At 38.3% G+C, this 13,315-nt stretch carries 12 protein-coding genes; 3 read left to right on the plus strand and 9 right to left on the minus strand.

The features are described from left to right. The first annotated feature begins 2 nt into the window (after positions 1-2). A complete protein-coding gene (pnuC, locus tag DWX23_RS05270) occupies positions 3-602 on the plus strand; it encodes a nicotinamide riboside transporter PnuC (RefSeq protein ID WP_122373692.1) in 600 nt (199 codons plus the stop codon). Beyond that, complete coding sequence (locus DWX23_RS05275) at positions 586-1,221, plus strand: thiamine diphosphokinase (protein WP_122373693.1); 636 nt, start codon at positions 586-588, stop codon at positions 1,219-1,221. The genes pnuC and DWX23_RS05275 overlap by 17 nt, the downstream gene beginning before the upstream one ends. 118 nt (positions 1,222-1,339) lie before the next feature. Here DWX23_RS05275 and DWX23_RS05280 read toward each other — a convergent pair whose 3' ends face one another. Genes DWX23_RS05280 through DWX23_RS05290 form a run of 3 tightly spaced genes read right to left on the minus strand, consistent with a single transcriptional unit; the run spans position 1,340 to position 3,828 of the window. Further along, complete coding sequence (locus DWX23_RS05280) at positions 1,340-1,708, minus strand: hypothetical protein (protein WP_229801087.1); 369 nt, start codon at positions 1,706-1,708, stop codon at positions 1,340-1,342. A gap of 57 nt (positions 1,709-1,765) precedes the next feature. Then, complete coding sequence (locus DWX23_RS05285; protein ID WP_122373694.1) at positions 1,766-3,262, minus strand: DUF3868 domain-containing protein; 1,497 nt, start codon at positions 3,260-3,262, stop codon at positions 1,766-1,768. An 8-nt stretch (positions 3,263-3,270) separates the two neighbouring features. Beyond that, positions 3,271-3,828, minus strand: a complete 558-nt coding sequence (locus DWX23_RS05290) for a DUF3575 domain-containing protein (protein WP_122356914.1) — start codon at positions 3,826-3,828, stop codon at positions 3,271-3,273. Between the two features lie 364 nt (positions 3,829-4,192). Here DWX23_RS05290 and DWX23_RS05295 point away from each other — a divergent pair, with 364 nt between their 5' ends. After that, positions 4,193-5,146, plus strand: coding sequence for an Rpn family recombination-promoting nuclease/putative transposase (locus DWX23_RS05295; protein WP_122373695.1), 954 nt, complete (start codon positions 4,193-4,195; stop codon positions 5,144-5,146). Between the two features lie 78 nt (positions 5,147-5,224). Here DWX23_RS05295 and DWX23_RS05300 read toward each other — a convergent pair whose 3' ends face one another. The 6 genes from DWX23_RS05300 to DWX23_RS05325 all read right to left on the minus strand — a co-directional run bounded on the left by DWX23_RS05300 (position 5,225) and on the right by DWX23_RS05325 (position 13,304). Next, complete coding sequence (locus DWX23_RS05300) at positions 5,225-5,677, minus strand: DsbA family protein (protein ID WP_122373696.1); 453 nt, start codon at positions 5,675-5,677, stop codon at positions 5,225-5,227. Between the two features lie 248 nt (positions 5,678-5,925). Then, positions 5,926-6,390, minus strand: a complete 465-nt coding sequence (locus DWX23_RS05305; protein WP_122373697.1) for a DsbA family protein — start codon at positions 6,388-6,390, stop codon at positions 5,926-5,928. Positions 6,391-6,931: 541 nt separating this feature from the next. Then, entirely contained in the window at positions 6,932-9,688 is a 2,757-nt protein-coding gene (locus tag DWX23_RS05310) for a fimbrial protein (RefSeq protein WP_122373698.1), read from the minus strand. 36 nt (positions 9,689-9,724) lie between these two features. Continuing rightward, the gene (locus DWX23_RS05315) at positions 9,725-10,696 is read right to left on the minus strand and encodes a hypothetical protein (protein WP_122373699.1); all 972 of its coding nucleotides are present in this window, start codon (positions 10,694-10,696) and stop codon (positions 9,725-9,727) included. Between the two features lie 28 nt (positions 10,697-10,724). After that, positions 10,725-11,813 (minus strand): hypothetical protein, encoded by a 1,089-nt coding sequence (locus DWX23_RS05320; RefSeq protein WP_122373700.1) that lies wholly within the window; start codon positions 11,811-11,813, stop codon positions 10,725-10,727. 237 nt (positions 11,814-12,050) lie between these two features. Then, the gene (locus tag DWX23_RS05325) at positions 12,051-13,304 is read right to left on the minus strand and encodes a fimbrial protein (protein ID WP_122373701.1); all 1,254 of its coding nucleotides are present in this window, start codon (positions 13,302-13,304) and stop codon (positions 12,051-12,053) included. Between the last annotated feature and the right edge of the window lie 11 nt (positions 13,305-13,315).

A 13,315-nucleotide genomic window follows, 5' to 3' on the forward strand; every position in this document is an offset into this window, starting at 1 on the left:
AAATGGAGCAACTACTGGAATATTTCGGTGTCATAACAGGTTTTCTTTACCTGTTACTGGAGATCAGACAGCATAAAGCAATGTGGATTGTCGGTTTTATGACCTCACTGGTCTACGTTTTTGTTTTCTTCTTCTCTAAAATATATGCCGATATGGGACTGAATATCTACTATGTTGCCATCAGCATTTACGGTTTCAGAAAATGGACCTGCGCAGAAAAAAATATTTCCGAAGAAAAAGTCCCGGATGACACAATTTTCTACCGTCATATCACCTGGTCATTATTCGCGGGGATAGCATCAGCTATCCTCGCCATATACGCTCTGCTTTATTACATACTCCACAATTTCACAGACTCTCCGATCCCTATGGGCGATGCATTCACCACCTCCGTCGGAATCGTTGCCACCTGGATGTTGGCGCGCCGTATTATCGAACACTGGATATTCTGGGTTATCGTCAATTTCGTATCCGTCTATCTTTATTATCTGCGCGGCTTATATCCTACTATGTTTTTGTACATTTGCTACGGCATTTTAGCTATTGTCGGATATTATACGTGGAAAAAGAAAGGAATAAATACAAATGACAACATCTTATGATTGTATAGTGGTTGCTAACGGTAGTTTTCCGCAAACAGCCGGGCCGTTGGAACTTTTAAAATCCGCACCGGCCATCATTGCATGCGACGGGGCAGTGCAGAACCTGTATGAACGGGGACTGATCCCTACAGCTATCGTCGGCGACCTCGACAGCATCCCCCCCGCAATGTTGCAACTATATGACGACCGCATCCATACGGTAGAAGACCAGGAAATAAACGACCTCACTAAAGCCGTACGTTTCGCCCACTCTTCAGGCTTCCGGAACCTACTGATCCTGGGAGCTACCGGGCTGCGCGAAGACCATACACTGGGAAATATATCGTTGCTGACAGATTACGCACCTTTATTCGATCAGGTAGAAATGATTTCCGATTACGGCCGTTTTGTTCCCGTGCTACAAACAGCAACACTGCCATGCACACCCGGCCAACAAATCTCTATCTTTTCCATGTATCCCTGCGGAGAAATAACAACCGAAGGTCTCCGCTGGCCCATCACCCGCCGCCGTCTGACATCTTGGTGGCAAGGCAGCCTCAACGAAGCGACTGGAACGGAATTTATCCTCACCCTTTCTCCGGATGCCCGGCTGATCGTTTATTTCCAAACCCCTCTCTAATTTTCAATTCTCAATTAAAAAAAATGCCCCGGAAGGATAACCACTCACTTCCGGGGACTTAATACACCCTCAATTTTACAACTTAGTATACTTAACCAAAGCCTCACGGCTTCACCTTTTATGCTGGTAATTTATTCAATTGACAAGCTTTCCATTCCGGGAAGCCGTCTATCTGATCGTTCAGCTGAAATAATAGTTTATCATCAGCCACTTGTTTCAAAATAGTTTTCGGAGCAAGAGGCAAACGCATGTCGTCCACTTCAAAAAAAGCTTTCAACAAAATCACGTCATATCCGTCACGAACTACTTCCTTCTTTATTACAACCGGCACTTTCAGCTGAGCCAGATAATAAGCGGAACGTTCATAGGCGCACCATTTGTTTCCTTCCAGATAGAGATGTACTCCGTTCCGGTTGTTGATCTCGTTCACTAAAACGTTCTCGACTTGTGCAGCATGTTCCATATTATTACTTTTATGCTTTTTCATAAATCATTCCAATGCAAAAATAGACTCTATTTATAACAATCTCACACGGTGTATGTATCAATTATGTGCGTTGAAACTATCAAACAGAGCATTGTCATCTCTTTTCTTCTGCAATTCTCTCAAATTATTAGCTGCTCCTATCACACCGGCATCATTTGCCTTTTTCAATAACACTTCAGCTCCATCGAGATCACCTTCAATTAATTTCAAAACACCACGGGCATGGATCGCTTCCGCTGAATCACCGGCTTTCGACAGATAATTTTTTGCAGCGGCATAATCGCCTTTTCCTATAGAGATATTAGCAGCATTCAGATTCGCCACCGGATCAGAGCTATACATACGTACAGCTATTTCAAATACATTATTATACTCTTTGCTTCCTGTTTCATAGCTATTGGCTACGGCAAACATTTCGCTCAGGCTCAACTGCTGCGGACGTGTTTTGATAATCTCACGGCCTTCTTCCACTGTGAACTCGCGGACCGTATAGTCGATACGGTATTCCGAACGGCGCAATGACGGGAAAATATTTTTCAATACATAACTGAAAGCCGATCCACCTTTCAAAGCGCGTAATTTGGCCTCTTTCTGGTCAGGCTGCAGATCACTAGCTATAATACCGAGTACCTCATCACGTGCAGGCACCTCCGAATCAGCCACAACCTGTGTCTTGAAACCAGCCCAATCTTCCGGCTCATTTTCTAATGTAAAGAAACTCTGCGGGAAATCATTTTTTGAACGAATATAATCCCGCAACGCTTTCACACGGTTATCAGACAAGCGGTCGTTCGAAGCATAGGAGCCTTCCGGAGAAGCATATCCTTTCAGCATAATACCTTTCGGAGTAATATTTTTATCCGACGTCACCGAACGGATCGTACTATTGATCTTATCTAATTCTGCAGCATTATTCCGGAAATCGGGAAGTATCTGTGACTTGCCCACCTGGAAGTCCAGATAAGCCGTACCCACTTCTGCACGGTGTTTTTCCGTTTCTGCTACCGGTGTTATATACGCCAGCGTAGGTTGTACCTCATAGCGTGCATCCGGACGGCGGCGGATATGATCCGTTACCAACAATTTATTAGCATCTTCCTGTCCGCAACCGCAAAGATCGGCTGCCAGCGAAATCTTCGCATCCTTCATCCAGTCTTCCCAACCGATAGCGGCCTGGTAACGAATCACCTCTTCCGTTTGGTTTTTGTTCACCTTTGCCACACTATAATGCGGTATTTCCACCAGGTTATTCAATTTGATCTCGCGGGTATATACTTTATGACGGATACGCCCGTTACGCAATACAGAGAGAAAACCTTCTTTCTTGTCACCGACTTCCACCACCGGCGTCAATTCGAGCGACTTACATGTTTTAACGGAACTGTTATTCAAAGTAATGACCGCATCCAGGTAAAGCGAATCTCCCCGTTGCACCGCATCATTACAAACTACTTTCACCGCATTCGATAGTACACCGTTCTGTGCCATTGCAGCCGGAGAAAGCACTACCAGTGCTGCTGCCAGTATATATATATTTTTCATTTTCTTATTCATCGTCCTGCTTATTTAAAGAAATAGATAAAAGAAAGAGCAGCTTTCGTCACACCGAAGTAGTCTCTGGTTCCACTTTTTTCGATCGTACCACATACTGCACATGGATATTTATCATTATCCAGATGAGCCCAACCCACACCGATCACAGCTTCCATACTCCACCGGCTACTCAACAGCCACTGGTAACCATAAGATAAACCGGCCCCGTAGAGATTTCCCTGATAACGATGATTCTCCATATTACTACCCAGAATTTTCATACCGCCTACATTATAATCAGCATAATGTGCGTGCAGTCCGAAGAAATGTCCGTTAAACTTTTCGCATAGCCAGTAGCGCACTTCCGGCTGAACCAACCAATGTTTAAAACGGGCTTCGTCACCGAGCATCCAACCGTTATAATTACCCGACAGGTCTAACGACCATTTCTGAGCCAACCCTACTTCCACTCCCAGGTTTATGGTAGCAGTCGCATCATAAAGTAAATTTGACTTCACCGCAAACTTCTGTCCATAGACATTCGTCATACCTGCCAAAAGCAAAAAGAGGAAAAGTACTTTTTTCATATACATTATTATTATTATTTTTTCTACCCTGCAAATCTACATAAAAAGAAAAATTTTCAACGTTTACAAAAGTAGTTATTCCGATTATCTTCAATAATAGGCAAGTCTTTCAAGTTAATAGGGTAAATCTACCATATTTACCGTTTTTGATAGAAATACCGACTGCGGATAGAAATACCGACTTCCATTCGTCACAAATCCGATAAAAGATATGCTTTTACAGATCACACTCTAAGAATGTCGTACTGTTATAAATATAAATCACACATGGTATAGCATCCGTTTCACGAATAATTCATACATTTGTTGCATCGCCATGCTATCAAGGCGATAGCTGGCAAAAACCAATTTAATTTTCTTAGCTATGAATGAAGAGTTTTTCCCTCCGAAGGAGAAGTTTATCAATCCCTTTACCGATGAGGGCTTTAAAAGAATTTTCGGGAATGAAATCAACAAAGACATGATCATCAGGTTCCTGAACAGTTTGCTGAACGAAACGATTACCGACATCACTTTCCGAAATGTAGAAGCCCTGGGAATATGCCGGAACGATCGTAAAGCCGTTTTCGACATTTTCTGCGAAACAGACAAACATGAACTGATCATCGTGGAAATGCAGAAAAGTTCCCAGAAATACTTCTCCGACAGAGTTTTGTATTATGCTTCTTTTGCCATCCAGCAACAGGCGACGTACGCCAAAGAGCAGTTGGAACAGGAATTGAAGTTGTTGAAAGAAGAGCAGGAAGGAAACAGCAGTAAGCCGAAGCGACTTCGCTGGAACTATGCGGTGAACCGTGTATATGTCGTTTGTTTTTTAAACTACATCATGGACCGTAAACATCCGGCGAAATACCGATGGGACATCATTCGGATGGACCGGGAACTGAAAGAGCCTTTCAGCGATACACTGATGGAAATTTATCTGGAGATGCCTAAGTTTAACCTGAGACTCTCCGAATGTGATACATTATATAAGAAGTTTTTATTTGTACTAAATAACATTGAGATCATGGAACGATTACCCAAGGAACTGAACGAGCAGATTTTCCAGAAGCTGAAAAGCATTGTGGAAATCGAACGCATGACCCCTGACGAACGACTGGCTTACGAACTCAGTTTGTCGACAGAAAGGGATTTATATGCCTGCATGGAGACCAAATATGAAGAAGGATTGGAAAAAGGAATTGAGAAAGGGAAAGCCGAAGGACTTGCCGAAGGTATCAAAAGCGTAGCCGTCCGTCTCAAACGCCTGGGAATGGACCTGCCATCCATCACCCATGCAACAGGCCTGACCGAAGCCGAGATACAAGCATTGTAAATACTTCACATAAAAAAGAATGTGTCAAAAACCCATTCTCCGGTTTTGACACATTCTTGTTACTTACTCCAATAGAACCTATTCGATTTCCGGGCGGTCGGAACCGCCACCACCTTCTGAACCGCTACCGGTTTCATCAGTTTTTGGAATTTCGAACTTCTGAATACTTACTTCGCTGAGCATATCCTTGAAATAAGCACCCGGGGTAAAGATGATCTTGCGGTGGCGCAAAGCTTCCGCATTCACGGCTTCCTCACTATCCTGGCTCTTGCTACCGAAAGCAGGACGGAATGTCCCGAAATCACCCAGCTTCACCGACAAATGATTTTCCAGATTCCACATGATCGCATCGATCAGGCCATCGGTCACCATTTTCACTACGCCACGCGGCGCCATTCCTACTTTAGTTACCTGATCGCAAAGAGCAGAATAACCAACTGTTCCAGCCAACAATGGACGGGCTACATACTTCACTGTCTTGGTTTTATCAAACCCGAAGACTGTTTTCTTTACTACATACTTTAATGCCATACTTGTAATTATTAAATGATTATAAAAAAAGGATATAATGAATTCTTTATTTTTCAATGAGTAATCGATTACACTGCAAAGGTATACTATGCTCAAAGGAGTAAAAAGCAGTGAGAGTAAGATATCTAAATATGATAAAAACCTAATAAACAGCTTATTAATCTCAAAACAACTCATAAAAGGAGCTTTTTTCCTACGTCTCACTGCTTTTCAAAAACGGCAATATTTCAGATACTTTAACAAATCGTCTACTCTAATGAAATCCCTTCGTTTCCCGGATGGCTTCCTGAGCTACCACTCCCCAAACCGGTTTCGTTGTTTTTAGAGATTTCAAATTTCCGGATACTGACATCGCGAAGCATATTCTTGAAAGAAGCACCCGGGGTAAAGATAATCTTGCGGTGGCGCAATGTTTCCGCATTCACAGCATCTTCGCTATCCTGGCTCTTACAACTGAACCCCAAACGTAACGTACCGAAATCACCTAGCTTCACCGACATATGATTGGCCAAATTATACTCCAACACTTCGACCAAACTGTCGATAACCATCCTTACCACACTACGAGGGACTACTATACCAAGTTTGGTTACTTGATCACAAAGAGCGGAATAATTCACTGTGCCTGCCGACAGAGGGCGGCCTACATACTTTGTCGTTTTGGTTTTATCAAACCCGAAAACTGTTTTCTTTACTATATACTTGAGTGCCATACTGATTTTGTTTTAAATGATTATGAAACAAAGGTACAGCGGGTAAAACCTGCAGAATCGGAATAGATAGGTTTAGCAGGGAATAAGAGGGTTTAAATAGGAATAAGTAGGTTTAAGACCTCATATTCTTCTATTTGTAACTATTTTTATTCGAACTCCGTTAAATCTTTGTTTTTTGATTATGTTGCAAAGGTAGGATACAGCTCAGGGGGGCAAGGATCCCTATGGAAGGATACGGGACTATTCGGGAACTTTTTATTGATAATAGCATAAAAATTCCAAGATATGATCGTACCAATCAGACCCTCTGTTTCCATTTTTACTACGCGGCGAGATCGTAAAAAGCAGAATAATTGACTATGCCTACCAGCAAAGGACTGAAAACGGACTTAGCAGCTTTGGCTTTATCAATAGTGCAGAAAGACACAGCGAGATAAATTTATTAAAGCACAAGATATTGCAGACATATATATACATATACAAAATTAGCCGAGCAAATTTAATATTTTACTCGGCTAACAACTTATCATTGCAATCTAAGTTAATCTATATCCTTAACACAACGTAGAACATCACTGTTTTTACTACCCGATAACGTCACAATATTTATCGAATTTTTCCAAGCCGTAATATAATACTTATTTTCTTTGTATGTTAAATCTGAATAAGTACACGATGCTGTTGAGGGAATCTCAGCTGTTGAATATCCGGCAATCAATGACAATTCTCTCTGATTCGGTTTACGATAGCCTGTAGGACATTTACCATTATCATTTTTGGGGAGAATAAGAACTTCAAATTTTCTATATGGACGATTAAAATCCGCCCCTGTGTGCTCTGGACTACCAGACAAATTCATTTCCTTCGAACTTCTGAGAGCAAGAGGATCTAAACGAGTTAAATCTATTTTTGTAACATAACCTTTATTGTTTACATCAGGCTGTACATAATCATCAACATTGTCATTCTCTTTAGGAACTCCATATGATTCAAATCCTTTTTTCTCTAAATTTCTAGCACAACGAAAATTAAACTTTGTCTTAGTTACATCATATTCTGTATTTCCAGTCGCAGCCCCCTCTTCTGCCCAAAATCGTACACCATTACTTGAAATAAAGTGATTATTAGATCTAAAATCATCATTAGACCCACCATCTCCACCGTTTTGAGTATTTTGTGTTATAAGCGTAGGATTTTTCTGGAACAATCTTGCTTCCGGATAAAGGGCATCCTTTCCTAACCATAGTCCTGTATATTGAGTGGTAGAAGGTAAATACCAGCGTATCTCATTTGCATCAATTTTTCCATTCCCATTCAAATCTCTATTTCGTTGTAAGCAAGCATATTCAGCTCGTTTATAATTTTTTTTATTCAATTTATTGACACTTTCGGATGTCCAATTAATATATGTTTCCCAAGAAGCATTACCCTCTTCTTTTGAAAAACCTAACATTTTAAATGTATTATAACGACCATTTTTACCCGTTCGAGTATCACCACCCTTCATCGGCATTCCTTTGGTTTCATCTACCGTCTCTATTCCCCAAGCTGTTGAATATCCAGTTATATTTTTATTATATACTGTTTTAATAGAACGCTGACTAATCATGATATTGGCAGTCGTAAGATCGCTTTGTTTATCATAACTAAATTGTGTATTACAAAGAATATGCATTTTCCGATTATCAACATTCACAAACTCTTTCCAGTCTTTGTCCTTATAATAATATTCATCAATAAAGGCGGTATATGTAACAGACATATTATCTCCATATCCTTGCCAATAATCAGCTGATGATTCTTTTTTATTATTATAAAGTTGTTTGAGTACCTGATCTATGGTTAAAAAATGATTACCATCATCATTTGTTGGCACCCCTTTACTATCTGTAGTTACATTTTCCGTATCACCAGGATATTTTGCTAATCCTGATTTTGTTCTTTTTACAAACTTCACCCATTTAAAATCTGTAAAATTTACAGATGTAACCTCCCCTGTTGTAGCATCAATAGCATATTTACCATCCTTATTAAATTCAGTTGATACAAATACTGAAAGATTACTCAAATCTTTCTTTTTAAAAACTACATTTTTAGCCTCATAATGTGCATCTACAGAGATGGATTGCTCTGCCACTACAACAGAACCTTCTGCACCAGGTTGATTTTCTTCAAATTTCTTATCTGGTTGAGAACTTTCAACTTCTACAATAATATTGTGAACTCCAACAACTGTTACCTTATAAGTATAAATCGTATTACGTAAACTAAAGAAATCAGAAGGGTTATCATTTACAAACCCTAAATGAATAGTATATTGCACACTTGCGCTAATATTGGCTCCATCTGAATAATCCCCAGTCAAAATAACATAGGTAGCATAAGGATCTGCATATATGAACTCTTTGTTTAAACCATCTTCTTTTCGTTGTCTTTCCCGATCATTATAGTCAGTAGGAGTCTGCAATGCTTCTTTTCTATTTTCATACATATAAAAAGAGAAAGTTCCTCCCTTATATTGAGTATCAACAATCGTTGAATTATCAAATGTTTTAGGTTCTGTATTAAAATAAGTCGTAACACAATCCGAAACAGACTGAGCGACATAACTTTGCTTAGGAATATTCACTACGCGCCAAGTTTTTGGAACAAATGTAATTTTTGAATTCTCTTTCACTCCAACATTAAAGGTAATTCTTGAATCCACATGACTCAATTTTATTTCTCCACCAAGTGTTTTACCATCTACATCTCTCGATATGATACAACTACCTTCCACAGAAGAGCTAATATCAGCTCCCTTTTCCAAATAGGCTCCGCTCATTAATAAATGTCCTCCTAGTCGTTGGTCTGTTTTCTCATTCAACGTAGACACTAACTCCTTCAAATCACTGACTTTTTTTATGTTTGTCAATTCTTTTGAGAAAGATCCTACTCCATTTTGAGAATTAGCAATAGCATAAATATATTTCTGACCTGTTGTTATTTCCCCGTTAGGTATAGTAACAATCCCTGATTTAGCCGTATTGCCATCCTCATACTGAAATATTTCAGTGTATTCTAATTTCTCATTTTTATCAAATATAAAGACACGAACATCGTACACTTTATTTTCATCAGCTTCTGACAATGCAGATCTGGTAGTAACTTTAACTATATCCTCACGCGTAAAAGATAAACTAACCTGTACAGGAATACCTTCTACCACCTTTGTACTATTTTTTTCCATAGCTTCATCTGTACACGAGTTAAAGAAAAAAATACTCAAGGTTAGTAATAAATATATATATTGTTTCATTTTTATTTCTATTTAAAGATTAAACATAACTAACATTTATTCAAAATCCGGAATAGTTACTGGCTGTCTTCCCATATCTTCTACAACCCACGTAATAGAAAAACTTATCAATGGTATATAGTTACCTTTTATTTTGTACAAATTACCTTTTATAAATTTATTTGCTGCAAATTTATATTCCTGTGCTTTTGAAACTCCTTTTTTATTTACTGATAATACGATATTATTTACTTCACTTAAAGTTTCATAAGTATAAAATGTATTCGTATTACTAACACTTCCTGGGGTATAAGCTGTATTTTCCACTTGGCTTGTATTAAAGATAGATACCTGAGATTGCATATTAATACCAGATACTTCAGCAAGTGAAAAACTCTCCTCTTTATCCCCCTCTTCATTATAAACTCCCTCATATATTATCTTTGCGCTCAATTGGTTCAAACTAACATATATATTAGTATCCCTATTGGTTTGCCCATAAGTCAAAGTAGTAACATCTGATATACCTACTTTTACTAAAGCCGATGCATTGAAAACAGAGGTCTTTAAAGTGCCGGAAACATATTGACCATAAGTAGTCCAATTTGTGAATATTGAATTATCTGCATTTGCAACAATCAAGACTCTCACCTTTTTAGGTTCCTTTCCAAAAGTACGTACATTGTCCAATGTTAATTTATATCCGGATAAATCACCAATAATCTGATCAGTCAAGGTCCCCATATCAGTAGAACCAGAGAAATTCTGAAAATGAATACGATTTGTCGGTTTATTATTCATATCTACTTCAAAAACGGCCACATGACAATTTCCAATTGTAAGTTCTTCCTCCGTAGCATAGGTATAATTGGTAACCGCTTTTGTTTGTATGTCTCCCATGGATAATACCAAGGAAACATCACAGATTAGCTCATCATCAGGAATCTCCTGTAGTTCTTCTTGAGAGCAAGAAAATAATCCTCCCAACAGACCTAACATCAATGTTAATACATTTATTCTCAATTTCATAATCCAGTATTTTTATTTAATTACCCTATTAATCTTTATATATGAATTCAAAGTTATGATCAGCATCATTCGTATAATTCCAGTCCTTTGTATAACATTTTATACCAACATTTACTGTTCCATTAGTTACTGTAACTGTTAACTTATAAAGATGATTAGCTAAAACTTCTTCCACATTTTGTCCATTCACCGGAGTTTTAATATATAAAGCTCTTGTTGTTTCCCTATTTCCATTTAATGTATAAGAGACTTTCATATATGTTTTTTTATCTGTCATATTTTCATATGTATACAGACGTTTATCCGAATCAGAAGCATTATAAACAGTTTCCTCTATTGAATCGATATCATCGCTAGCCGTTTTTACCTTCGTGCGTAAATTCACATTATACAAATTGAATTTCACATCAGTTGTAGACAAAGTTTCATATGCTCCATCTGATTTTGTTCTCCGAACAATAAAAGAAGATAGTTCAACAGCTGCAGAACGTTGATATACCGGGATAATTACTTTTGTACAATAGCTATCATGCTCAGAAACTAAAGATGAGGTTTCGTACTGACTCTTGGTAATAGAGATTTCCCCTTTTTTCACTAAGACTGTCGGATTTTCATAAATTGTTGCAGCCATCAATTTATCATACGTATCACAAGCTTTCAGAGTCGCCAAGCTACTAACACCCTGATCTACTGATTGATTATCATAATTTATATTAGCAATTGCTACAAAAGTAAGATTTGGACGTTCATTCTCTACTTTGGATACTTTCATTTGGAAATGCGAATCCAGGGCATAAATCGGTTCTTCGCCCTCTACCGATTTTATCGTTCCATTCACATAATAAAAAGAATTCAACAATAGTTTGGAGTCAGTATTAAAAATCGCCAAATAGCAATTATTCACAGAACTTTCTTCTGCAATCGGAGCTTCATCTTCACTATTCGCCGCTTTCGTCATACTTCCCTTTCCAACCAGATTCAAATCAAAATAAGCATATGCTTCTACGTTATTCTGTATTTCTTTATCTATATCGTTCAATACAACTTCATCTTCCATAGAACAGGAAATCATCATTATTAAAAAAACTACACCCGATAATATATTTTTTAGTTTCATAACTTAAGTATTTTTTCGTTCAACTTATGGTACAAAAGTAGATCATATATAAGTATAGGAAGATAGGCGCGAATTTCATCTTTAAGGGGTAAATGTACCAGAAGACAAGATTGATAGAGATACCCTTTTGTAACGATAGGAATGCCTTTTAAAGCCCACAAAACAGTCATGTGAGATAAAAGAAAGGGCTAGAATAGATTGTACTACTCCAGCCCTTCCTTTTATTCATAATTCAAATCAATTCACATCATCTTCATTTTGATTAACAACTTTCCAGTTTTCAACTTTGATTTTAAAGTTAATGCAAGCATTATCCTGAATTTCATCCGGATTATCGTTTCCTTCACCTGTAATTGTAGCTGTAATTTTATAGATTTTGTTGCTTACAACATTTTCTCCATTTTCATCGGCTAATGGGATATGAAAATATTTATGCTTTGTCGCAGCTCCATCCACAACAATATCCCCCTCAAGAATCAAACGAGTTTGATATGCAGAGGTTTGCTTATTTGCATAAATATATTTGGAAAATCCGATTGCTGTAGCTTCTGTTTCAACAGAAGTTAATGAAAGGGGGTTATCATAGACTTTCAAATAAGATGATTCAACAGTCGCATCTGAATCAATTAGCTTTTGAATAACATCAAAACTTTCCGGAGCACCTCTATAATATGCAGCACCGCTGTTTTCTTCTCCCATCACTGTTGCTGTCTTACGAACATTTGCCAGATAAATCGACTGAACATTAAAGGTTGCTTTCGCATATTGACCGGTAAAAGCAGTTACCAGACTTTCAATCTGAACGCGTGTAATGGAACGATACAATAAAAATTCTCCAGCACCGGCAGGTATGGTTGTCGCAGCATCGGATGCTATCTGCTCAACACATCCTCCTACTTTATACCAATTCTGAAGATGTTTTGGATCTGTTGCTGCTTTATCATAAGGCTTTAATCCTGTTACAACTAATCCATCCTTATCACTATGCATTGGTAAAAAATGTCCACCGATAGTTGTAAAGCCTTTGATATCATCAATTTCTTTTGCCTTCAATGCTTTCAAATCTGCAACAGCACCCGGATTCACGTTTGCTAACAATACCACTTTAAAAGAGGTAGCAGAAACTCCTCCTGTTGCTTTCGGAGCTTCAACCTTTACATGAATACCTTGTATGGCAGTAAGAGATTCATTCTCACCAACCATTTCCGTAATAGCATCAGTATCAGAAGCGTTTACCGTTTTATGAATTACATATTTGTTTGCATCATCATTTGTAAACACATAAGCAGTTAAGGAATTTACAACTCGTTCCTTCAATTCTCCTTTTTCCGAAGTACCTTCCTCAGACGCTCTGGTCGTCAGGGCTGAAGTAGCCGCGATAGACAGATATGCATCCATCTCCTGTGGTTCAGAAGGGACATTATCGTCTTTTGAGCAAGAAGCCATTGTACATACAGCCAAAGAGGCTAAAAATAAATTTCTCAGTTTCATAATCGTAATTT

This window comes from Parabacteroides sp. AF18-52 (assembly GCF_003479145.1).
GTDB classification, from domain to species: Bacteria; Bacteroidota; Bacteroidia; order Bacteroidales; family Tannerellaceae; genus Parabacteroides; species Parabacteroides faecis.

What these genes read in the sequence shown, in the direction of transcription:
- pnuC (WP_122373692.1), top strand. Translation starts at nt 3, where the DNA reads ATGGAGCAACTACTGGAATATTTCGGTGTCATAACAGGTTTTCTTTAC.
- DWX23_RS05275 (WP_122373693.1), top strand. Translation starts at nt 586, where the DNA reads ATGACAACATCTTATGATTGTATAGTGGTTGCTAACGGTAGTTTTCCG.
- DWX23_RS05280 (WP_229801087.1), bottom strand. Translation starts at nt 1,708, where the DNA reads ATGAAAAAGCATAAAAGTAATAATATGGAACATGCTGCACAAGTCGAG.
- DWX23_RS05285 (WP_122373694.1), bottom strand. Translation starts at nt 3,262, where the DNA reads ATGAATAAGAAAATGAAAAATATATATATACTGGCAGCAGCACTGGTA.
- DWX23_RS05290 (WP_122356914.1), bottom strand. Translation starts at nt 3,828, where the DNA reads ATGAAAAAAGTACTTTTCCTCTTTTTGCTTTTGGCAGGTATGACGAAT.
- DWX23_RS05295 (WP_122373695.1), top strand. Translation starts at nt 4,193, where the DNA reads ATGAATGAAGAGTTTTTCCCTCCGAAGGAGAAGTTTATCAATCCCTTT.
- DWX23_RS05300 (WP_122373696.1), bottom strand. Translation starts at nt 5,677, where the DNA reads ATGGCATTAAAGTATGTAGTAAAGAAAACAGTCTTCGGGTTTGATAAA.
- DWX23_RS05305 (WP_122373697.1), bottom strand. Translation starts at nt 6,390, where the DNA reads ATGGCACTCAAGTATATAGTAAAGAAAACAGTTTTCGGGTTTGATAAA.
- DWX23_RS05310 (WP_122373698.1), bottom strand. Translation starts at nt 9,688, where the DNA reads ATGAAACAATATATATATTTATTACTAACCTTGAGTATTTTTTTCTTT.
- DWX23_RS05315 (WP_122373699.1), bottom strand. Translation starts at nt 10,696, where the DNA reads ATGAAATTGAGAATAAATGTATTAACATTGATGTTAGGTCTGTTGGGA.
- DWX23_RS05320 (WP_122373700.1), bottom strand. Translation starts at nt 11,813, where the DNA reads ATGAAACTAAAAAATATATTATCGGGTGTAGTTTTTTTAATAATGATG.
- DWX23_RS05325 (WP_122373701.1), bottom strand. Translation starts at nt 13,304, where the DNA reads ATGAAACTGAGAAATTTATTTTTAGCCTCTTTGGCTGTATGTACAATG.